At 41.9% G+C, this 22,915-nt stretch carries 22 protein-coding genes; 1 reads left to right on the forward strand and 21 read right to left on the reverse strand.

What is annotated here, in order from left to right:
- Window positions 1-43 precede the first annotated feature (43 nt).
- The 8 genes from IRB79_RS22005 to rpsU all read right to left on the reverse strand — a co-directional run bounded on the left by IRB79_RS22005 (window position 44) and on the right by rpsU (window position 6,314).
- A complete protein-coding gene (locus IRB79_RS22005; RefSeq protein ID WP_243504928.1) occupies window positions 44-1,009 on the reverse strand; it encodes a PhoH family protein in 966 nt (321 codons plus the stop codon).
- The gene (yqfD, locus tag IRB79_RS22010) at window positions 1,006-2,199 is read right to left on the reverse strand and encodes a sporulation protein YqfD (protein ID WP_243504929.1); all 1,194 of its coding nucleotides are present in this window, start codon (window positions 2,197-2,199) and stop codon (window positions 1,006-1,008) included. The genes IRB79_RS22005 and yqfD overlap by 4 nt, the downstream gene beginning before the upstream one ends.
- Before the next feature lie 18 nt (window positions 2,200-2,217).
- Window positions 2,218-2,508, reverse strand: coding sequence for a sporulation protein YqfC (gene yqfC / locus IRB79_RS22015; protein WP_035331147.1), 291 nt, complete (start codon window positions 2,506-2,508; stop codon window positions 2,218-2,220).
- A gap of 62 nt (window positions 2,509-2,570) precedes the next feature.
- Window positions 2,571-3,050 (reverse strand): cell envelope integrity TolA family protein, encoded by a 480-nt coding sequence (locus IRB79_RS22020; RefSeq protein WP_243504930.1) that lies wholly within the window; start codon window positions 3,048-3,050, stop codon window positions 2,571-2,573.
- Between the two features lie 34 nt (window positions 3,051-3,084).
- Entirely contained in the window at window positions 3,085-4,083 is a 999-nt protein-coding gene (floA, locus tag IRB79_RS22025) for a flotillin-like protein FloA (RefSeq protein WP_206838804.1), read from the reverse strand.
- A gap of 20 nt (window positions 4,084-4,103) precedes the next feature.
- Window positions 4,104-5,435 (reverse strand): NfeD family protein, encoded by a 1,332-nt coding sequence (locus IRB79_RS22030; protein WP_431833400.1) that lies wholly within the window; start codon window positions 5,433-5,435, stop codon window positions 4,104-4,106.
- 246 nt (window positions 5,436-5,681) lie between these two features.
- Window positions 5,682-6,125 (reverse strand): GatB/YqeY domain-containing protein, encoded by a 444-nt coding sequence (locus IRB79_RS22035; RefSeq protein WP_206838806.1) that lies wholly within the window; start codon window positions 6,123-6,125, stop codon window positions 5,682-5,684.
- A gap of 15 nt (window positions 6,126-6,140) precedes the next feature.
- The gene (rpsU, locus tag IRB79_RS22040) at window positions 6,141-6,314 is read right to left on the reverse strand and encodes a 30S ribosomal protein S21 (RefSeq protein ID WP_009333009.1); all 174 of its coding nucleotides are present in this window, start codon (window positions 6,312-6,314) and stop codon (window positions 6,141-6,143) included.
- Between the two features lie 236 nt (window positions 6,315-6,550).
- Here rpsU and IRB79_RS22045 point away from each other — a divergent pair, with 236 nt between their 5' ends.
- Window positions 6,551-7,471 (forward strand): Na/Pi symporter, encoded by a 921-nt coding sequence (locus IRB79_RS22045; RefSeq protein ID WP_243504931.1) that lies wholly within the window; start codon window positions 6,551-6,553, stop codon window positions 7,469-7,471.
- A 134-nt stretch (window positions 7,472-7,605) separates the two neighbouring features.
- Here the strand turns inward: IRB79_RS22045 and deoC are convergent, their stop codons facing one another.
- From deoC to gpr, 13 genes are all read right to left on the reverse strand, one after another.
- On the reverse strand, window positions 7,606-8,277 hold the full coding sequence (gene deoC, locus IRB79_RS22050; RefSeq protein WP_243504932.1) for a deoxyribose-phosphate aldolase: 672 nt from the start codon (window positions 8,275-8,277) through the stop codon (window positions 7,606-7,608).
- A gap of 171 nt (window positions 8,278-8,448) precedes the next feature.
- Window positions 8,449-9,801, reverse strand: coding sequence for a tRNA (N(6)-L-threonylcarbamoyladenosine(37)-C(2))-methylthiotransferase MtaB (gene mtaB, locus IRB79_RS22055; protein WP_243504934.1), 1,353 nt, complete (start codon window positions 9,799-9,801; stop codon window positions 8,449-8,451).
- A 6-nt stretch (window positions 9,802-9,807) separates the two neighbouring features.
- Window positions 9,808-10,557: a 16S rRNA (uracil(1498)-N(3))-methyltransferase gene (locus IRB79_RS22060; RefSeq protein ID WP_243504936.1), complete on the reverse strand. Its 750-nt coding sequence runs from the start codon at window positions 10,555-10,557 to the stop codon at window positions 9,808-9,810.
- A gap of 81 nt (window positions 10,558-10,638) precedes the next feature.
- The gene (gene prmA, locus IRB79_RS22065) at window positions 10,639-11,577 is read right to left on the reverse strand and encodes a 50S ribosomal protein L11 methyltransferase (RefSeq protein WP_243504938.1); all 939 of its coding nucleotides are present in this window, start codon (window positions 11,575-11,577) and stop codon (window positions 10,639-10,641) included.
- Window positions 11,578-11,597: 20 nt separating this feature from the next.
- Window positions 11,598-12,716, reverse strand: a complete 1,119-nt coding sequence (dnaJ, locus tag IRB79_RS22070; RefSeq protein WP_243504940.1) for a molecular chaperone DnaJ — start codon at window positions 12,714-12,716, stop codon at window positions 11,598-11,600.
- Window positions 12,717-12,814: 98 nt separating this feature from the next.
- Window positions 12,815-14,644, reverse strand: a complete 1,830-nt coding sequence (gene dnaK, locus IRB79_RS22075) for a molecular chaperone DnaK (RefSeq protein ID WP_243504941.1) — start codon at window positions 14,642-14,644, stop codon at window positions 12,815-12,817.
- Window positions 14,645-14,669: 25 nt separating this feature from the next.
- Window positions 14,670-15,281, reverse strand: a complete 612-nt coding sequence (gene grpE / locus IRB79_RS22080; protein WP_243504942.1) for a nucleotide exchange factor GrpE — start codon at window positions 15,279-15,281, stop codon at window positions 14,670-14,672.
- A gap of 297 nt (window positions 15,282-15,578) precedes the next feature.
- The gene (gene hrcA, locus IRB79_RS22085; RefSeq protein ID WP_243504943.1) at window positions 15,579-16,610 is read right to left on the reverse strand and encodes a heat-inducible transcriptional repressor HrcA; all 1,032 of its coding nucleotides are present in this window, start codon (window positions 16,608-16,610) and stop codon (window positions 15,579-15,581) included.
- Window positions 16,611-16,732: 122 nt separating this feature from the next.
- Window positions 16,733-17,866, reverse strand: coding sequence for a radical SAM family heme chaperone HemW (gene hemW / locus IRB79_RS22090; RefSeq protein ID WP_243504944.1), 1,134 nt, complete (start codon window positions 17,864-17,866; stop codon window positions 16,733-16,735).
- 120 nt (window positions 17,867-17,986) lie between these two features.
- Window positions 17,987-19,822 (reverse strand): translation elongation factor 4, encoded by a 1,836-nt coding sequence (gene lepA / locus IRB79_RS22095; protein WP_243504945.1) that lies wholly within the window; start codon window positions 19,820-19,822, stop codon window positions 17,987-17,989.
- A gap of 196 nt (window positions 19,823-20,018) precedes the next feature.
- Window positions 20,019-20,363, reverse strand: a complete 345-nt coding sequence (locus IRB79_RS22100) for a YqxA family protein (protein WP_243504946.1) — start codon at window positions 20,361-20,363, stop codon at window positions 20,019-20,021.
- Between the two features lie 17 nt (window positions 20,364-20,380).
- A complete protein-coding gene (spoIIP, locus tag IRB79_RS22105) occupies window positions 20,381-21,586 on the reverse strand; it encodes a stage II sporulation protein P (RefSeq protein WP_243504947.1) in 1,206 nt (401 codons plus the stop codon).
- Window positions 21,587-21,654: 68 nt separating this feature from the next.
- Window positions 21,655-22,782 carry a GPR endopeptidase gene (gene gpr, locus IRB79_RS22110; protein WP_243504948.1) on the reverse strand — a complete coding sequence of 376 codons (1,128 nt, stop codon included), beginning with the start codon at window positions 22,780-22,782 and terminating at the stop codon, window positions 21,655-21,657.
- Window positions 22,783-22,915 lie beyond the last annotated feature (133 nt).

The following is a 22,915-nucleotide window of genomic DNA, read 5'->3' on the forward strand; positions in this document are numbered from 1 at the left end:
TTTTACTCAACGAAAAAACCGCCAAAATCGGCGGCTTAACAGTTCACTGGTGATTTTCTTTTTCGTATGCCTGGATAATCCTGGCCACAAGCGGATGCCGCACAACATCACTTTGTTCCAAATGAACGAATGATAGCCCGCTTACACCCTTGAGTATATCTTCAGCCATTATCAGGCCGGATTTTACTCCCTTTGGAAGGTCAACTTGTGTTCTGTCTCCAGTAATAATCATTTTTGAGCCGAAGCCCAGCCGGGTTAGAAACATTTTCATTTGGGCTTGAGTTGTATTTTGCGCTTCATCCAGGATGACAAAGGCATCATCTAAAGTTCTTCCGCGCATGTACGCCAGCGGTGCAATTTCAATCGTGCCTCTTTCAATCATTCTTTGTGTATGCTCTGCACCTAAAATATCATGCAAAGCATCATACAATGGCCTTAAGTAAGGATCGACTTTTTCCTTCAGATCCCCCGGCAGAAAACCAAGGCTCTCGCCCGCTTCGACTGCAGGACGGGTAAGGATTATCCTTTTCACATTCCCATTTTTCAAAGCATTTACGGCCATGACAACAGCCAAATAGGTCTTGCCTGTTCCTGCCGGACCTATGCCAAAAACCAGGTCATTTCCGCGGATTGCTTGAATATATTGACGCTGGCCTAATGTCTTAACACGAATGGACTTGCCTTTTGCATTTTTTGTAATTTCTTCTTCATATAAATCACTGAAGTACTCAAGTGTACCCTTATGAGCCATTTGAAGAGCATACATAACGTCTCTCTGGCTTATATTTATCCCTTTCCGGATTACATAAAGCAGTTTATCCAGAACCTTGCCAACCAGTTCTACCTTGTCCATTTCTCCAGACACATAAACAGATTCTCCCCTGGTTACAATGGAAACATTCAGTTCTTGCTCAATAACTTTTAGGTTTGCATCCGAATTTCCCAATAGGGCAATTGCTTCGTTTGGGTCTTCCAGCTGCAGGTTCATTGTTTTCAAGTCTTCTGTCATTCCGTATCTCCTTGAATAATTGGTTGTCCTTCTGCAATATTCTCAATAATTTGGAAATGTATTGCTATTGTTACTTTACCATTGTCAATTGATTGGTGCAAAACTTTTTCTCCCATAACTTTAGCATTTTCATCTAAGCTGCTTTTTATTTTTTTTCTTGCCAAATCTTTCGCAGCTTCAAATGCCTCTTTATTGGAATATATTCTTGTGACTTGCTCCCTTTCACGGAACGTTTTATTCAAATATGAAATAGGAAGCTCCCATTTCAGGAATTTTATTCTTTTTTCATTTTCCTCTAATTCATACTCTTCAAACTCCGGGCTCCCAAATCCCCATATTGGAATTTCAAGATTTCCGATCGTAAGTGCATGCTTGACTTTTTCATTCCCGCTGAAGACTTTGAAAGTGCTCTTAAGCGGAAGAATGACTTCAGATTTATACCATGTCTCCCCAAAAATCTCCCCCTTCGAAGGAACAGTCTCTGTTTGGCCCTCTTTCCCGATTATCCCTGAGACCAAGAGCTGTCCTGGCTGAACATGATCGTGTATATCAACGACTGGACGCCCTTCTTCGACAAACATATCTACAATGACTGCTTTCTTCTTCGCTACCAAATGACGCGGACTTAAATACTCAGGCTTATTAGGCTCATTTTTCTCTACGACCTGCAAATGGTAGGTTGTCCCTTTTAACTCCACACCGACCCAAGTAATCGCTTCAATATTGTTTGAAAGTTTACGCTGAATAGACTCCACGTTATCTACAAAGAACTGCAGCTTTCCTTTTTTAACCCCCATCTTGTCCAATTCTTTGATGATCTGATATTCAGTAGCAGGATTTGCACCCTTAATCTCTATTCCCCAAACCATATTGGATAAAAGGAGAATGACTGCAAAAAACGCGAGGGCACCAGCAGCAAATCCGCTGTTTTTCAGCAGCCTTTTCACAAGGAATGGAGCTCCTGCCCGCTGCAGGAACTCGATTCTGCAATCGCTGTTCCTGGCGTGGCTCCTTATTTTTTTTGCATCTTCCAATTTCATTTTGAAGGTGACTGATTGCGTTCCATGATTTTTCACATTCCATATATTGATTCCGCTGCGGGTAAGCGCATTAATAAATCTTTCTATTCCCTTCCCGCTTGCTTTAACTGTTACAAGGCCCCTGTAAAATTCGATCCACTGGTTCTTCATTTCCTTCCCCCTGAATTCTTAATCAGTGTCTGTAATATAAGTAACTGAGTCAATTTTCCCCTCCAGCAATATTTCTTCTGGCAGTATCGTTTTTATAACGAAAGCTTTCCCTCTAATTAAAAGCTGCCCCTGCTTTAAAAGCAGTCTTAATTCCTTATCTGAAAAAGCCAATAATCCCCTGTGGTTCTCTATATATATATGGATTTGCCCAATCATAGTGATGCGGGGCAGATCCATCATGACATCTTGAGGAAGCTCCATATTTTTAGTCATCCAGCCGCGGACGAATTGTCCCCACTTTTTTGCCATAAAAAAAGAACCCCCTTTCATCTCATATTTATGAAATGAACGGAGGTTCTAGCACTTATTTTTTATTGCTTCCTGTTCAGTGATCGGTGAGGTTTTTTTGATCTTGGAGGCCCGAGGATTTCAGACCAGATAATTCCGTCAACTAGCGACTGTTTCCGAGGCTCAAAACTTCCTGCTCCTGAGGCTTCCTTTGGGTACTCTGCGTTTGTATTGGAAGCTGGTTTCGCTAATGCATTTGCTTTTCTTTCGGCAGCTCTCCGCTGATTCTGAAGAGCTTTCATGCTTTCTTCAGCCTTCTGTTTACGCTGCCTGTATTCCTCTTCTATTCTTCTGGCTTTCTCTGCCTCCTGCCTTTTTTCTTCTTTTAGCTCTTCGGCCAAAGCAGAATCTGCAGAAGTTCTTTCTGCCTGTGTCCGCTGCTCCTGCTGTACTGAACGGGGAGTCTGTTTAACAGGCTTTTCCTCCTTCTTTTTTTTAAAAAAGGAGGAAATGAAAGCGATTAAGGCAATGAGAATAAAAGGATTCTCCAATAAGAATTCCAAGAGAGTTTCCTCCCTTCTCCCAATATGGGATCATTTAGTCATTTTTGCGGCCATTTTTGCCGTCATCACTCATATTGCCGATTGAGTCCCTCATTTCGGTATCAGCTGAGATGTTTTGGATATTCATATAATCCATTACACCAATATTTCCGGAACGGAGCGCTTCTGACATGGCAAGCGGAACCTGAGCCTCTGCTTCCACAACCTTCGCCCGCATTTCTTCAACGCGGGCTTTCATTTCCTGTTCTTGCGCTACTGCCATTGCACGTCTTTCTTCCGCTTTAGCCTGGGCAATCTTCTTATCCGCCTCAGCTTGTTCAGTCTGAAGTTCCGCACCGATATTTTTACCGATATCCACGTCCGCAATATCAATGGAAAGGATTTCAAAAGCAGTCCCCGCATCCAGTCCTTTCGAGAGAACCGTCTGAGAGATCATATCTGGATTTTCGAGTACTTTCTTGTGGTCAGTCTGCGAACCGATTGTAGAGACAATCCCCTCACCAACACGCGCCACAATTGTTTCCTCTCCGGCTCCCCCGACTAGACGGTCAATATTTGCCCGGACCGTAATTCGCGCTTTCGCCTTCACTTCAATACCATCCATCGCCACACCGGCAATGAAAGGAGTTTCAATTACTTTTGGGTTAACGCTCATCTGAACAGCTTCCAAAACGTCACGCCCTGCCAGGTCGATGGCAGCACTGCGTTCAAAGCTTAAATCAATATTTGCACGGTGTGCTGCAATTAATGCATTGACAACTCTATCAACATTTCCCCCTGCCAAGTAATGGCTTTCCAGCTGGTTTGTTGATACATCAAGCCCTGCCTTATGGGCTTTGATTAACGGGTTAATAACACGGCTTGGTATAACCCGGCGAAGCCTCATTCCTATTAATGTAAAGATACTGACTCTGACACCCGCTGCCAATGCTGAAATCCACAGCATTACCGGTACAAAGGTGAATAATATCCCAAGTAAAATGACACCAAGTACAACGGCAACCAGAACAAATACTGTCCCTGCTTCTAACATATTCCTACCTCCTGATGATTTTATTTATCTAAATCAAGATTAGATACTTCCCTTACAACAATACGTGAGCCTTCTGCTTTAACAACTTTTACTTTTGCCCCTTTAAGGATAAAGCCTCCCTCACTGACAACGTCAATCCGCTCATCCGCGATGACAACTGTACCAGATGGCCTTAGGGCTGTAAGTGCATAACCCTCAAGCCCAATCAGTTCAAGTCTGCTCTTATTTGAAATATAGCCTTTTTCTGTATTTGTGCTATCGGTTAATATTATTTTTTTGAAGAATTTCATTTTTTTACCAAACACCTTTATCATTAATATAGATGCCAATATTGAAACTCCCATAGCAATTAAAATAGACATTCCCATATGGGCTGCATTGTCAGCAGCCAGGAACAGGCTGCCCAGTACTGCTGCTATTCCAGCTATTCCTGCAATTCCACCAGGAAGGAAAAACTCAGCTATTATTAAACCTATGCCTATTACAAACAGAATTAAAGTTTCATATCCTGCCAGGCCGGCCACCATATGGCCATAAAAGAAAAGGAGCAGGGCCGATAACCCCATGAATCCAGGGATGCCGAAGCCCGGTGAATACAGCTCCAGAACAAGCCCGAGGCTCCCTATGGATAATAGAATTGGTATGACGACAGGATGGGTAATGAAACGGGCCACCTTTTCTGCAAAGCTTTCATCAATTGTCTGTATAGTAGCTCCCTCATACCCCAGCACTTTCAGTAAATCCGCCCTTGAATCTACTGTGCCTTCCGAATAACCTACCTCTTTAGCCTGTTCAGCTGTGAGGGTAAGAAGCTTTCCTTTCGGCGCCCCCAAATCTGGCAGATCCACCGATTCATCTGCCATGGCAAGGGCATAAACAGGATCTCTGTCCGTTTGTGAGGCAGCACTCTGCATAGCCGCAAACCAGTATGATTCCGCTTTCTTGCCAGCCGTATTACCCTGCTGGTCAATAATTGCTGCTGAACCCATTGTTGAACCAGGCACCATGTATATTTCATCTGTATTCAATGCTATATAGGCACCTGCAGATAAGGCCTGCTTATTGACAAAAGATATTGTTTTTACATTTGTCGAGGTTAACAGCCTTCCGATTTGCCCGGCTGCATCCACTGCGCCTCCGGGTGTATTTATTTCAAATATAATGGCTGAGACATTTTCTTCTTCAGCTGTTTGGACCGCTCTATTTAAAAATGCATAAAGCCCTTTTTCAACAGTTTCTTCAATAGGAACAATCAGCACTTTTTCATTATTGGCTTTTCCTTGAAAAGGGCTTCCGAAAAGCAGCAGAGCAAAGAACAATGAAAAGGCGGTTATTGCTCTTCTGGCAATCAAATCTTTCCCCCCTTTAACCGTAAAATAGATTCTATCTGTATTTACGATTCAATCATTAAAAAGTTTCATTTTTATTTTTTCCTATAATCAGTATTTACAAAGCGGATGTATTATTAGTATAACCTAGAAATAAACGTAAATCATTCCAGCAGTATTTAAGCTTTCATAGCCAAAGGATAAGAATCATTTAAACACCAAATAAAAAAGACCGTCAGCCAATGGCTTTCGGTCTTTTATTGCATAGTTTTATGAAAGGTGTTGTTGTACAAGTTTATTTACAAGTGACCCATCTGCTTTGCCTTTTACCTTAGGCATAATAGCAGCCATCACTTTTCCCATATCAGCTTTTGAAGAAGCACCAGTTTCAGCAACCGTTTCTGCAACAATTTTTGAAACTTCGTCTTCAGAGAGCTGTTTTGGCATATATAATTCGACATACTGAAGTTCAGTACGAATTTTTTCAACAAGATCTTCACGACCTGCTTTTTCAAATTCATGGAGGGAATCCTTGCGTTGTTTAACTTCGCGAGAAAGGACAGTCAGCTCCTGTTCTTCGTTAAGCTCTTCACCAAGCTTAATTGCTTCGTTTTGAAGCGAAGCTTTAATCATACGAATGACAGTAAGCTTTTCTTTTTCTTTATTCCTCATCGCTTGTTTCATATCTTCATTTAAACGCTCGAGAAGACTCATTACATACACCCTCTCTTACCACTTACGCTTTCTAGCAGCCTCAGACTTTTTCTTACGTTTAATACTAGGTTTTTCGTAGAATTCGCGCTTTCTTGCTTCCTGCAAAGTACCAGTTTTTGATACTGAACGTTTGAAGCGACGAAGAGCATCTTCAAGCGATTCGTTTTTACGAACGACGGTTTTAGACATTCTCTTTCCCTCCCTCCGAGCACAACACACTTACATCAACAACATGGTTTATTCCATGTACCTTGCAATTATAATATAACAGCTTATCAAGGTCAACAGTAATTAGCCTGCTATAGGATTAGTTTTTATTTGATTGTGATTGTTTTATACCCCATTCATGACAAGCTAAACAATTTTTCGCACTTAAGCATGTCCCAGCATGCTGTCCCATAGTATTAATTGTAGGGGGTGAATGCTTGGTCCAGCTGTTATTATTTTTTCTGCTAATCGGGTTATTTATTTATGGTATGACACTTTTAAGATCAGGTCTGTTTAATTTATCTGCCGATTCATTAAAAAAATGGCTGGCAGTGATGACAAATTCACCGTGGAAAGGCCTTGTTATTGGCACAATGGTCACCGCTGTCCTGCAGAGCAGTTCAGCGGTAATGATTATTACAATTGGAATGGTTTCTGCACGGATGCTTACTTTCCCCCAGACAATCGGCATCATTTTAGGAACCAACATCGGGACAACATTTACGACAGAATTAATCACTTTTAATATAGAATCTTATATTATTCCGCTTGCTGCTGCCGGAAGCATCCTGGCTGTATTGAAGAAAAACAGCATGCGAAGCACCGGTCTGGCATTACTGGGTTTATCAGCGGTTTTTGCAGCAATGCGCGGGTTTGAATATCTGGCCGGTTCAGTTAAAGATAATGATATGGTCAATCACTGGCTGCTTACTTTGGATGGGAATTACATGTTCGCAGTAGCTGCTGGAATTGTCCTTACTGCGATTATCCAATCAAGCACCGCAACAACTGGCATTATCATGGGGTTTTTAACTGCAGGGGCAATGGATTTGGATACCGGCATTGCCATAATGCTTGGTTCTAATATCGGAACATGCGTAGACGCTTATTTAGCATCCATCGGTTCCGGAAAAGAAGCAAAGCTGACTGCCTTTGCACACATCTGGCTGAACTGCCTGGGTGTCGCAGCCTTTTATCCTTTTATTCATGCCCTTGCTGTTTTTGGACAAAGTGCAGCCAGTTCCCCGGATGTGCAGCTTGCACACATCAGTGTTTTATTTAATGTGATATCCTCACTGCTTGTTCTTCCAGTTGCAAATCAGTTTGGAAGGTTTGTCATTAGGCTTCATGACCGATAGAACAATAAAAAAATGCCGGGAAATCCAGGCATTTTTTTACAACAAGTATAATATTTTGAATTTCGATAACTGTCTTGCTCCAGGCGCCATCGGCTCACGGGTCTAAGCCGATAAACGGGCGCCTTCCGCTTTTCTTAATAATCTGAATCGCTTGTTAAACCGTTGACAATAGCAGCGCCAGAGCTTGCTCCAATTCTCGTTGCACCTGCATCAATCATTTTCTGTGCATCTTCAGCGCTTCTTACTCCGCCTGAAGCTTTAACACCGATTTCCGGGCCGACAGTTTTTCTCATAAGGGCGATGTCTTCAGCTGTTGCTCCTCCTGTTGAAAATCCTGTAGATGTTTTAACAAAGTCAGCACCTGCTTTTACAGAAAGTTCACATGCTCTAACTTTTTCTTCTTCAGTAAGAAGGCAAGTTTCGATAATAACCTTTGTTAATGCTTTTCCTTTGGCAGCATCAACAACGGCACGGATGTCTCTTTCCACAAGCTCATTGTCTCCGCCTTTTAAAGCACCGATGTTAATTACCATATCTACTTCTGTTGCCCCGTTTTCAATGGCATTCTTTGTTTCAAATGCTTTTGTTTCCGGTGTGGAAGCTCCCAGCGGGAAGCCGATTACTGTGCAGACTTTCACTTCAGTGCCGTTAAGCAAGTCGCTTGAAAGTTTGACCCATGCCGGGTTTACACAAACTGACGCAAAATTGTATTCTTTAGCCTCGGCACAGATTTTTTCTATTTGGTCTTTTGTTGCATCGGCTTTAAGTAATGTATGATCGATCATTTTTGCTACGTTATTTGTCATTTTAACTACTCCTTTTAAAAAACAGTTGTACGTACCTCTTACATAATATCATTTAGATAATAAAATATCGAGCACTATTTATGTTTTTTGTAATCGTTTTCGAAAGTAGTTTTTCCCAAAATATATTATTAAATGAATCATAAAAAAAGGAATTACCATTAGGTAATTCCTTTAAACTGCAGCCTCTTCTGTTTCGCTCAATTCATCAAGGACTCTTACAAATTGACCTTCATTGTAAGGGTAGCCAGCTTTTGTAATTTTAACTTTTACAATCTGGCCGACCATTTCTTCCGTTGCCGGGAAGACAACTTTCAAGTAATTGTCTGTGTATCCGACGTATAAATTGCTGTCACGGCCTTCTTTAAAGCTTTCTTCTGGAATAACTTCAAGAACTTCGCCTTCATACTGAGATGCGTATTCTTTTGCAAGCTGATCTGATAATGCAATCAGGCGATGGACACGCTCGTTTTTGACTTCTTCATCAATCTGGTCGTCCATTCTCGCTGCAGGTGTTCCTGTACGCTTTGAATAAGGAAATACATGAAGCTCGGAGAATTTATGTTCTTTAATAAAGTTGTACGTTTCCATAAATTCTTCTTCTGTTTCTCCCGGGAAGCCAACGATAACATCTGATGTAACAGCCAAACCTGGGAGAGCTTCCTTTAAGCGTTCAAGACGCTCAGCAAAAAACTCCATGGTATACTTGCGGCGCATTCTCTTAAGGACAGTATTTGAGCCTGACTGAAGAGGAATGTGCAAGTGCCTTACAACAACCTTGGACTGATCCATAACTTCAATAACTTCATCGGTAATCTGGCTGGCTTCAATAGAAGAAATTCTTAAACGTTTAAGACCTTTTACCTGAGCTTCCAGATCCCTAAGAAGCATAGCCAGATTATAATCTTTCATGTCTTCGCCATAACCGCCTGTATGGATTCCAGTCAGAACGATTTCTTTATAGCCGGCATCAACCAGCTGCTGCGCCTGGCGGATTACTTCTTTCGGATCCCTGGATCTCATTAAACCGCGCGCCCAGGGGATAATGCAGAATGTACAGAAGTTATTGCAGCCTTCCTGAATTTTAAGGGAAGCACGTGTCCGATCTGTAAATGCCGGAACATCTAGCTCTTCGTAGACACGATTCTTCATGATGTTTCCAACACCATTGATCGGCTGCCGTTCTTGTTTATACTGCTCGATATATTCAAGCATCTTTACTCGATCCTGGGTGCCAACAACGATATCCACTCCAGGAATAGCCATAATTTCGGCAGGTGAGGTTTGTGCATAACAGCCCGTTACACAGATAACCGCATCAGGGTTTTTCCTGATTGCCCTTCTGATTACCTGGCGGCTTTTCTTATCACCAGTATTTGTAACCGTACATGTGTTAATCACATATACATCTGAAACGGATTCAAAGTCTGTCCGTTCATAGCCAGCTTCTTTGAACAGCTGCCAAATGGCTTCTGTTTCGTAATGATTGACTTTGCAGCCAAGTGTATGAAATGCAACTGCAGGCATCTAATTTCACCCCATTAATTCAAAATGATAGGAAACAGCTGACAGCAAATAGAGAGGTGCTGTCTCTGTTCTTAAAATACGCGGCCCTAACCCGCAGGCAAGAAAGCCTGCTTCCTTCAGCAATGAAACTTCATTGTCAGAAAGCCCGCCTTCAGGCCCGAATACAACCATAAGTGATTGTCCTTTATTCATAGAAGAAAGTGTTTTATAGAGCACAGAGTCCTCTCCCTGCTTCGCTTCTTCCTCAAAGGCAATCAATTTATATGAATAATCTCCAGATAATTTCAGCAATGACTTCAAATCAAGAGGTGCAAACACTTCAGGCACCATGGTCCTGTGTGACTGTTCAGCAGCTTCTTTAGCAATCTTCTGCCATCTCTCTGCTTTTTTCACAGATTTCTTCGCATCCCATTTTACTACTGAACGGGCTGAAGTAAAAGGGATAAAACGATGTGCTCCCAGCTCAGTGCCCTTTTGAATGATCCACTCCAGCTTATCCCCTTTAGGCAGTCCGCTCACAATAGTAATATCGGCAGGCAGCTCAGAAGACCCTTCAATCCATTGTACAACTTCTGCAGCCACATGTTCATCGGTAATTTCTGCAATTGAGCAAAGTGCGCTATTTTGGGATTGATCGACACAGATAATATTGTCGCCTTCTTTCATGCGCATTACTTTCACAATATGATGGCGGTCTTCCCCTTTAATTTGAAAGACATTTTCCTTTACAGCATTCTCTGCGAAATACCTCTGCACAACCTGCACCCTCTTTCTTACCTGTCCAAAATTCTTTCAACTGTAAAAGGGGGTAAGTTGATTACCCCCTTTTTCACATTATTACTTTCTCCTTGCCACAATAGCAACCCAATCTTCCATTTGAATGGTCTCTTCAATTTCAAATCCTGCAGAGGAAATAGCATTTCTTACTTCCTGTTTCTTCTGCTGGATAATGCCTGAAGCGATAAAGTATCCGCCTGCCTTTACGACTGATGCAACATCGTCAGTAAATCGGAGAATCACTTCTGCAAGGATGTTGGCAACGACCACATCAGCTCCCTGGCTGACACCATCGAGCAGATTTCCTTGTGATACTTCCACAATATTCTGCACTTTATTCAGCTTAATATTTAATTTAGCTGAATTTACTGCCACTTCATCAAGATCAAGTGCTTTCACCTTCTCAGCACCAAGCATAGCGGCAGCAATGCTTAACACACCCGATCCTGTTCCTACATCTACAACTTTATCACCCTGTTTTACTGTTCTTTCAAGTGCTTGTATACACATTACCGTAGTGGGGTGTGTACCCGTTCCAAAAGCCATGCCAGGGTCAAGCTCTATAATAAGCTCATCACTGCTGACAGGTGTGTAATCCTCCCAGGTTGGGACAATGGTAAAGCGTTCTGAAATTTTTACAGGGTTATAATATTTTTTCCAGGCAGTAGCCCATTCTTCTTCATTTACTTCGCTAATGCTAACTTTATTTGCCCCAATGTCAATGTTAAATAAAATCAGATTATTGATTGCTTCTTTTATTTCATCTACGGTTTCACCAAGAAAACTGTTTACTGGCAAGTATGCTTTTACAATTACGCCTTCTTCAGGATAATCCTGCGGATTGAGCTGGTAGATTTCACCGAATTGGTCCTTTCTTTCTTTTACAAGTTCTAAAGGATCCTCTATAACAACTCCGCTTGCTCCGGCTTCATGCAAAATATTCGAAATCGGTTCAACAGCTTCATTTGCAGTATGAATACTGATTTCTGACCATTTCACTACTACCAACTCCCATTCCTTTATTCACCTTTAAAGGCTCGTTTTACTTTAGAAAAAAAGCTTTCTTCCTGTTCTCCCTGGGGAACTGTTCCGCTGACTTCAGCAAATTCGCTTAAAAGCTGCTTTTGTTTTTCTGTCAGCTTTGTAGGAGTAATAATGCGTACAATAATATGCTGATCCCCTGTTCCGTATCCTCTTACATTTGGAACACCTTTTCCTTTGAGGCGGAATTTGGTTCCTGTTTGTGTGCCTGATGGGACTTTAAGTTTTACTTTTCCATGGAGTGTCGGAACTTCGATTTCATCGCCAAGGGCTGCTTGCACAAATGTTATAGGCATCTCGCAATAAACGTCATCGCCATCACGTTCAAAGAATTCATGTGAACGAACATGGAAAACAACATAAAGGTCGCCAGGAGGGCCTCCATTTACACCGGGTTCCCCTTGGCCCGCCACGCGGAGCTGCTGGCCATCATCAATGCCCGCAGGAATTTTCACGTGTATCTTCCTGCGTTTCTGCACTTTACCGGTTCCTCGGCAAGTAGTACACTTCTCTTTGATTTCCTTGCCGGTACCATTACAGTAGTGGCAAACCCTTCTATTTACTATCTTGCCAAATGGCGTATTTTGTTCAACATTCAGCTGACCTGACCCATGACAGTGACGGCATGTTTCCGGCTTAGTTCCTGGCTTCGCGCCTGAACCGCTGCAGGTATCACACGTCTCTTCACGCGGAATTTCAATATCGGTCTCTTTGCCAAATACTGCTTCCTCAAAGGATAAGGACATGGTGTACTGCAAGTCTGCACCCTGCCTTGGGGCATTAGGGTCACGCCGGCGGGAGCCTCCACCGAAAAAGGTGCTGAAAATGTCTTCAAATCCTCCAAAACCTTCAAAACCGGCTCCGCCAAAGCCCTGATTAGGGTCCGTATGGCCGAATTGATCATAGTGGGCCTTTTTCTGGTCGTCGCTGAGGACTTCATATGCTTCTTTAACTTCCTTGAACTTCTCGTCTGCATCAGGCTCTTTATTAATATCAGGATGATATTTTTTTGAAAGCTTTCGATAAGCCTTCTTAATTTCATCCTTGGATGCACCTTTGCTGATTCCAAGAACTTCATAGTAATCCCTTTTACTCATGATTACCACTCCCCGATTCATTTCACATAAAGGTTATTGTATCAAAAATAAAAGCCAAAGCCAAGAAAGACCTGACTTTGACTTTAAAGATTCAGAGGTTATTTATCGTCTTTAACTTCTTCGAACTCAGCGTCTACGACATTATCGTCGTCATTTTTACTTTCAGCGCCTTCTGCACCCTGTGCAGCCTGAGCAGCTTGAGCCTGCTCATAAAGCTTCATTGTTAAGGCCTGGACAACCTCCTGCAAAGCATCTTTCTTCGCACGGATCTCATCCAGATCGTTCTTTTCAATTGCAGCCTTTAGGGCATCTTTAGCTTCATTTGCTTTGTTCACTTCATCTTCATCCACTTTGCCTTCAAGATCTTTTAGAGTCTTTTCAGTAGTGAATACAAGCTGATCCGCTTCATTGCGGAGTTCAACTTCTTCTTTGCGCTTCTTATCTGCCTCAGCATTTTCTTCAGCTTCTCTTACCATTTTTTCGATTTCTTCATCAGATAATCCTGTTGATGATTTAATCGTAATGGCCTGCTCTTTATTTGTGCCCAAGTCTTTAGCGCGTACGTTTACGATACCATTTTTGTCAATATCGAATGATACTTCGATTTGAGGCACCCCACGAGGAGCAGGAGGAATATCGCCAAGCTGGAAGCGGCCCAGTGTTTTATTATCTGAAGCCATCGGGCGTTCCCCTTGCAGCACATGGATATCAACAGCTGACTGGTTATCAGCAGCAGTTGAGAACACTTGGGATTTTGATGTTGGGATGGTTGTATTGCGTTCAATCAGCTTAGTGAACACTCCGCCCATTGTTTCAATTCCAAGAGACAAAGGAGTTACGTCCAGCAGGACAACATCCTTAACGTCACCTGTAATTACACCGCCCTGAATGGCTGCACCCATTGCTACAACTTCATCAGGGTTAACTCCTCTATGTGGTTCTTTTCCTGTTTCTTTCTTGATTGCTTCCTGTACGGCAGGAATACGAGTTGAACCTCCGACAAGGATAACTTTATCAAGTTCTGAAGGAGTCAATCCAGCATCCTTTAACGCCTGGCGTGTAGGTCCCATTGTGCGTTCAACAAGGTCTGCAGACAGCTCTTCAAATTTAGCTCTTGAAAGTGTCACTTCAAGGTGTAAAGGGCCTGCTTCCCCAGCCGTGATAAACGGAAGCGAGATTTGCGTTGAAGTAACACCTGAAAGATCTTTTTTCGCTTTTTCAGCGGCATCTTTTAAACGCTGAAGAGCCATTTTATCTTTAGCAAGATCAATGCCATTCTCTTTTTTGAATTGATCAACCAGGTAATCAATAATTACTTGGTCAAAATCATCTCCGCCAAGACGGTTATCCCCTGCAGTGGATTTCACTTCAAATACTCCATCGCCAAGTTCAAGGATAGACACGTCAAAAGTACCGCCGCCAAGGTCATAAACAAGAATTGTCTGGTCTTCATCCATTTTATCAAGACCATATGCTAAAGCAGCAGCTGTAGGTTCGTTGATGATTCGTTCAACTTCCAGGCCGGCAATTCTGCCCGCATCCTTTGTAGCCTGACGCTCAGCATCGTTGAAATATGCTGGAACTGTGATTACTGCTTTAGTAACACTCTCGCCAAGATAGTCTTCTGCATAAGATTTCAAATATTGAAGAATAATAGCAGAAACCTCTTGAGGCGAGTATTCTTTTCCTTCAATTTCAGTTTTATGATCCGTACCCATGTGGCGTTTAATGGAAATGATGGTGTTCGGGTTTGTAATAGACTGGCGCTTTGCCACCTCACCGACCTGGCGCTCGCCGTTTTTAAACGCAACAACTGAAGGTGTTGTACGGTTGCCTTCCGGATTTGGAATTACTTTTGGTTCGCCGCCTTCAAGGACAGCGACACATGAGTTTGTTGTACCTAAATCGATTCCGATAATTTTGCTCATGTTCTTTACCTCCCCAAATATGTAGTTATTGATTTACTTTAACCATTGATGGACGAATGACTCTGTCCTTTAACTTGTAGCCTTTTTGGAACTCTTCAACCACGATATTGGAATCAAAATTCTCATCTTCCACCTGCATCACAGCCTGGTGTAAATGAGGATCGAATTCTTTCCCAACTGCTTCAATCTGCTCTGCGCCTTCTTTTTTAATAGCCTCCAGCAAGCTTCGGTAAACCATTTCCATCCCTTGAAGGATAGATTTAGCCTGTTCATTTTCAGCTTCCATCTGAAGTGCTCTCTCAAAATTGTCAATTGCAGGCAGCAAATCGGAGATTAAGCTCTGTGCTCTATATTTTTCAGACGCTTCAAGGTCAAGCCTCGCACGGCGCCGGGAATTTTCAAAATCAGCCTGAAGGCGGTAGATGCGATTTTCTTCCTCTTCCAGCTTGCCTTCCAATTCAGCAATTTTCGCTTTCGCTGCAGTAAGCTCTGCATCATTGCTTCTCTCATCAGTACCAGCTTCTGCTTCTGCCTCCGCAAATACCTCTTCAATAGGAGCCTCATTTTCAGTTCCTTCAGGTTCGTTGGTTTGTTCATTTAATTCTTGGTTTAGTGTGTCTTTCTCTTCTGCCAACATGTTCACCTCCCTTAAAGAATGGATGTTTCATTAGAAAAGCGGAAGCGCCTTGCTCACGAATGAACGCAGACTAAGAACGCCACGTCCTGTGGCAACGTCTGCATGACCTACATCCTGTGGGCCTCAAGCACAAGACGAGCCTCCCTGAAAGGCGTTCTTTGCCTTTTGGGGAGGATTGGCTTGTGACCTCGAGGGGGTAGGCGCTGGAGCTAGACAGATTCCTAACTTCAGTAAAACTAAAAAACCATAAGGAAAGGAGTGGAAAGGTATTTCCACCCTTAATCAATATCTCCACCATCATCTGTTTTGATACAGTTTAGATAAAACAGCTGATAGGTCTGCACTGATATAGTTTAATAAGCTAATGACTCTTGAATATTCCATTCTGGTCGGCCCCAGAATGGCGATTGTACCGAGCTGTTCGGTGCCGATTGAATAGCTTGCTGTTATCAGACTGCAGTTTTCCATTGCTGAATTATTATTTTCCCGGCCGATTTTTATATTGATCCCTGATTTGTTTTTACGGATTAAATCATATATGCCTTCTTCCTGCTCGATCATATTCATAAGGTTTTTAACCTTTTCAATATCATGAAACTCGGGCTGGCTGAGCATATTTGTTTTACCGCCAAAGAAAAGCTTATCATAGGCCGGTATCTTGATTGTGTCGGCGATTGAATTCAGCATTAGATCATAATTATTGATATGATGCCTTAAAAGAACGGCAACCTCTTTATATAACTTATTGTTCAGACTTTCCAATGGTGCACCGGCAAGTCGGTCATTAAGGATATTGACTATCTTCTCCAAATCACCAGCATCAATGTTTTCCGGCAAGTGGAACATCCTGTTCTCCACATGGCCTGTATCTGTGACAATAATTGCTATCGCTGTTTCTTTATTCAAGGGAACGATCTGAATTTTCTTCAGCTTGTTATCCCTTACTGCAGGCCCGAGGACAATGGATGTATAATTTGTCAGCTCAGATAGAATTTTTGCCGATTTTTGAACGATTTTCTCCAGCTCATAGAGTCTTTCCGCAAAGATTGATTGTACTTTGTGGATATCATGCTGATTTAATTTTTGCGGGGATAAAAGGTGATCCACGTAGTAGCGGTACCCTTTTTCAGATGGAATCCTCCCCGATGAGGTGTGTGTTTTTTCAATAAACCCAAGTTCCTCTAAATCAGCCATCTCATTTCTGATCGTTGCGGAACTAAAAGAAATTTCATCTTTTTTCGACAAGGTTCTCGACCCGACAGGCTGTGCAGTTTGAATAAAATCATCAACAATTACTTGAAAAATTAATAATTGACGATCTGTTAACACAGTTATCACCTCTGTTAGCACTCTTTGTTCCTGAGTGCTAATTCTACTAATAAATTATCAAATCAAACGTGCAGTGTCAATAATTTGGCTTTCTTTTTTCCCGGCGCAATACCCATGCCTGATTACCCTATAAAGGACTGAAATACTTCATTTCCAAGAAAACGTCCTCGCCTTGTCAATTTAATATGCTCTTCCCCTGCAATAATTAATTCTTTTTCGGTATGCTGTTTAATTTGGACTTCAAACAGCTCCAGGGGATCTTTGCCAAATTTCTCTTTAAAGCGACTTATTGAGACACCTTCCGTTTTTCTCAGTCCAAGAAACATTTCCTCTTCCATCTGTTCATCCAAGGGCACTTTATGTTCTTCCAGGATCGGAAGCTGGCCGTTTTCAATAGGCTCCATATATTTTTTCAGGGGTCCGTGATTTGAACGGCGAAGCCCTTTTACATAGCCATGTGCACCAGCTCCAAAGCCGAAGTACCATTCATTATCCCAATAAGTGAGGTTATGCCGGCTCTCAAAGCCTGGTTTTGCAAAATTGCTGATTTCATATTGCGTAAAGCCATGTTTGTCCATTTGTTCCATTAATAATTCATACATCTCAGCTTCCACATCTTCTCCAGGAGCAGGCAGCTTTCCTTTCCTCATCAGATTATAGAATACCGTTTTGGGTTCAATGATCAGCGAATAGCCGGAATAATGGACAATATCCAGGGTGAATGATGTTTCGAGTGTATCTTGAAAATCCTGAAGTGTCTGACCCGGAAGACTGTATATAAGATCGATACTGATGTTATCGAAACCGACTTTCTTTGCAGCTTCAATTGATTGAAAAACGTCTTTTGCTCTGTGTGACCTTCCAATTCTTTTTAAGAGTTCATCGTTGAAGGTCTGAACGCCAAAGCTGAGCCGGTTGACTCCAGCATCATGCAATATTTGTAGTTTTTCTTTAGAGAGATCTCCAGGGTTAGCTTCGAAGGTATATTCTGTGAAAGAGTCATAGGGAAGCTGCCGTTTGATTGTGCCGCAAAGCTGTTCAAGCTGTTTCTCGTTTAGCGCAGTTGGCGTACCGCCTCCGACAAAGATGGAGTCTAGACGGGATGCAGGTGTTTCTTTCAAAGCAAGTTTCATCTCTTTGTCAAGAGAGTCCAGGTATTCTCCAACTGGCTGGTTCTTCAAGAACACTTTATTAAAATCACAATAATGACAAATATGTTCACAAAATGGGATGTGTATATAAGCTGCTTTAATCATTTATTTCACTACTTTCATCATTCAATCAACGTTCATAAACAACTGATTCCTAAATAAAAAGAGGCTAGTGCTGTTATTATTATGACAGCATATCTAACCTCTTAAAACAAATCAAATATTTTACTTTTTAGGGCTGTTATCGTCCATCTTCAGAACTGCCATGAAAGCTTCCTGCGGAACTTCAACCGAACCAACCTGCTTCATCCGCTTTTTACCTTCTTTCTGCTTCTCCAATAGCTTGCGCTTACGGGAGATGTCACCGCCGTAACATTTCGCCAATACATTTTTGCGAATGGCTTTAATGGTTGAGCGGGCTACAATTTTCTGGCCGATCGCCGCTTGAATAGGAACCTCAAACTGCTGACGGGGAATCAGCTCTTTTAACTTCTCAACGATTACTTTTCCTCTTTCATAAGCAAAATCCTTATGAACGATGAAGCTCAATGCGTCTACTTTTTCTGTATTTAACAGAATATCCATCTTAACAAGTTTTGATGGCTTGTACCCAATTAATTCATAATCAAAAGAAGCATATCCTTTTGTATTGGATTTCAGCTGATCAAAGAAATCATAAACAATCTCCGATAAAGGAATTTCATATATAATGTTTACTCTGGTTTCATCCATGTATTGCATATCAATAAAGATGCCGCGTTTTTGCTGGCAAAGTTCCATAATGGCTCCCACATAATCATTCGGCGCCATCATTGTAGCTTTTACATAAGGCTCTTCAACACGGTCAATCTTTTGAGGATCAGGCATATTGGATGGGTTATCTACTTTAACTTCTGTACCATCAGTCAGGATAACATCATAGATAACACTTGGTGCTGTTGTAATCAAATCAATTTTGAATTCGCGCTCAATGCGCTCCTGAATGATTTCCATGTGAAGCAATCCAAGGAAGCCGCAGCGGAATCCAAAGCCAAGCGCCTGTGAAGTTTCCGGTTCGAACTGAAGGGCAGAGTCATTAAGCTCAAGCTTTTCAAGAGCTTCCCGCAAATCATTAAATTTGGCGCTATCAATTGGATATAAACCGCAATAAACCATTGGATTTAACTTTCGGTAACCAGGAAGAGCTTCGGTTGCACCGTTTTTAGCACTTGTAATGGTGTCACCTACACGGGTATCGCCAACATTTTTGATGGCAGCAGTCAAAAAGCCAACGTCCCCAACTGACAATTCAGGCATTGGAGTGGATTTAGGTGTGAACACTCCAACCTCTGTAACTTCAAACTCTTTGCCTGTTGCCATCATTTTAATTTTATCCCCTACTTTTACCGTTCCATCCACCACACGGATATAGGCTACCACACCGCGGTAGGCATCATAAAGGGAGTCAAATATAAGCGCCTTTAAAGGGGCATCCGGTTCACCCACTGGAGCGGGCACTTTTTCAACGACCTGTTCAAGGATTTCTTCAATGCCAATTCCTGCCTTTGCTGAAGCAAGTACTGCTTCAGAAGCATCCAGGCCGATTACTTCTTCAATCTCATTGCGTACCCGTTCCGGATCCGCGCTTGGAAGGTCAATTTTATTGATGATCGGAAGAATTTCAAGATCGTTATCCAAGGCCAGATAAACATTTGCAAGGGTTTGTGCTTCAATACCCTGAGCTGCATCCACAACCAGGATTGCGCCTTCACATGCTGCAAGACTTCGGGATACTTCATAGGTAAAATCGACGTGTCCCGGGGTATCTATTAAGTGGAAAGTATATATCTCACCATCTTTAGCTTTATATTTTAGCTGGACGGAATTAAGCTTGATAGTAATGCCGCGCTCTCTTTCGAGGTCCATGGAATCAAGGAGCTGATCCTTCATTTCGCGTGATGTAAGCGCATTGGTTTTTTCGAGGATCCTGTCAGCCAAAGTCGATTTGCCATGGTCAATGTGAGCGATGATGGAAAAATTCCTTATTTTCTCTTGCCTTTTAAGTCTATCTTCTCTGTTCATTGTTTATAATTCAACTCCTACTATAAGAAAAGCGCAAGCGCCTTAAAACAGGCGCCTGGAGCCAAGTGTGGTCAATTTTAAAATAGTCCTTTTAGTTTACACTATTTTTGATTATATCAGTACGTATGTGAAGATTCAATGCTAAGCTTTACGCCTTAACCGTTCAAAAAAAAATAAGGCTGCCCTCCTGAGCAGCCTATTTTCCGGTTATTAAGTCTGTGATGAATGCGACCGATTTTTCTGTCAGCTCTGATAAGCCTTCGGAGATGCTTTTTCCCAGAGATGAAAAGAAGTTATATGCTTTCATTTCTTCAAGCTTTTCTTTTTTCTGCTGAAGATCATGGCTGGACACATCATTCCCCAGGACAGATGCCTGCATTTCACCTTCATTGGTTTCATTTAAGGTTAAGGCACTTTTGAAATCTTCGTCATGGAAACCCTTCATTCTGTGGATTCCTTCATTTGCCTGCTGCATTCCAAATAATACTGAGACAAACATAAGCGCTGCCAGAAAAAGAGCTTTTAGCATAAATATTTTCATTCCGCATCATCCTAATACTATTTCTTTTCTGATTCACCGACAGCTGGTGAATTCACTTCCTCGGCCTGCCAATAATATTCACTGAACACTTCTGCGAGTGCTTCTGCCGAACGGTTTAATTCTTCAAACGTATTATCAACTCCGCCAAATTCAATGAGGATGGCATTTCCCGATAAATCCTGATTGAAGTTGCCATTTGTCCCTGCGCCTTCTTTTTTCATGATTCCCCTGCTTAACCCTTTGTACTTAACGTTCAATCTATCATGCAGCTCTTTCGCAAATTTTAAGTTCTTTTCGTAATTCGGGTTATTTCCACCAATAATGAAAGCTAGTTTGGCATAAGACTCTCCGTTAATTTCTTTCGTTGTATCTTTTTTTCTTTTTGAATCACGGTGAATATCGATTAAGTAAGACAAATCCCGGTTGGACGTAATTGCAGCCTGAACAACTTCTCTTGATTCCTGATAGGAACGTCCATACGTTAATCCTTTCTTGCTTAAATTTCCCTGGATATCCGTTTTGTCAACAAAGGTCCCTATTCCTTTGCTCTCTATCTCTTCCTTAAGCTTATCACCAATCTTAGTAACGTTAATTTTGGAATGAAAGGCTGCATCAGGATTGGTTACACCCTTCAGATAAGGAAGATAGGATTCCGTATTATGAGAAAAATAAACATAGACTGGTTTTTTATCACCCGTAGACATCGGCGGTGTTTTCGACTGTTTCGTATCACCATCCTGCTCAAGTCCTTCGGTGTTTTGCAGGGCTGCCTCCTGTTCTGCCATCAGCACTTCGATAGGAGGAGAAGATTCCACAGGCATGTTAGTATAATCCGTTCCTTCACCAGCAACAAGGATTTTACTGTCATAAATAGAGAAGAATGGAAGTTCCCTTCCCAAAAGGCTTCTGGGATCATCCAAATTGACATTTGTGGATAGCTTAAAAACCAAATTGGCAAAACCAGGGGGAGAACTGTTTTCAGTAACCCCCTGGAGAAATGAGTGGTTTTCCCATCCAAGAAAATGATAAAGCATTTCTCCTGTCAGGCTGTTCGCGGCAGAATTAACTGAAGATGAGCTGATTCTGTATTCCGGCTTTAATGAAGTTAATGCTCCGCTTATTGAAAATATCATAAATAGAAAAAGCAAAAATCCGCCTATGGCTTTCAGCAAGCTTGTCCCTTGAATGGTTACTACAAGTCCGTTCGATTTAAAAGGTTTCATTGTTCCACCTCTCCTTGCTAGTCTAGTAAATGTTATGACTTTGCTAGAGAAGATAGAACAGTTATTTCCTATCTGGTATAAAAACCGGCATTATCCTGATTCACTTTTTGATGGAGTGCTGCGTTCAAACCGTTAGCAATTAAATTTGACATATCTTCTATAAATACATCCACTTCCTTTGGAGTCACCATAAGGTTGTGGCCCAAAGGAGACAGCACTTCATAAATAAGCTTCCGCTTCTCCTCTTCAGGCAAGGTTCCAATCATGCCAAGAAAGGTTTTTCTATGATGTTCTTCCGGCAGGTCATCATCTGTCAGCTTTCTCTTCTCCCCAAAAGTCATTCCTGCAGGAGCAAGAGCACGTGATGGACGGTCGCCTTCTTTCATTTCCTTGCCGAAATGCTTCAGGATGTAATCAATTGTATCGCTTGTGATGGATACGGCATCGACAACTGTTGGGATTCCAATCGCTATGACAGGTATCCCTAAAGTCTCTTTGCTGATTTCTTTTCGTTTATTCCCGACACCAGAACCAGGGTGAATCCCTGTATCCGAAATTTGAATGGTAGAATTGACTCTTTCAATTGATCGGGAAGCAAGAGCATCAATTGCAATGACAAAATCGGGCTTTGTTTTTTCAACAATGCCATAAATAATGTCACTTGTTTCTATCCCGGTCAGGCCCATCACTCCCGGAGAAATAGCACTTACTGGCCGATAACCTTCTTCTACGCTTTCAGGCTGCAGCTGATAGAGATGTCTTGTGATAAGCAAATTTTCGCAAACTTGCGGACCAAGTGCATCGGGAGTCACATTCCAATTGCCCAGACCGACAATTAAACAGGATGCATCTTCATTGATTCCCAGCTGTTTAATAAATTGGGAGAATTCACTTGCAAATACAGACTCCACTTTGTGCTGCAGCTCCGTATCCTGCTGGCGTATTCCCGTCACTTCAAGGGTCAGATATTTTCCCTCTTTTTTCCCCAATGCCTCTGCACCTTCTTTTGTTACTTCAACAAAAGAAATTTTTATATCATTTTCTTCTTTTTCTTTAATTATTACGCCTTCTATTTGGGAAAGGTTCTCCTGCTGATGAATATTGTCTTTCTGCCTATCAGAAATAACCATTTCCCTGGCTTCAATGGCAAGGTCCGTTCGGACTGAGTACTGGCTTAAATCTATTGAATCCTTCATAATTTATCCCTCACATTCTCAGCTTTTTAGATTATTGGAAAATAACACACAATATACTAAAATTCGGATATATTCTAGCATTGCCTTTAAAGTTCAAAAACATGCAGAATAAGAATTAACTTCCCTAATAATG

The sequence above is a fragment of the Cytobacillus oceanisediminis genome, from assembly GCF_022811925.1.
Classification (GTDB): Bacteria; Bacillota; Bacilli; order Bacillales; family Cytobacillaceae; genus Cytobacillus; species Cytobacillus oceanisediminis_D.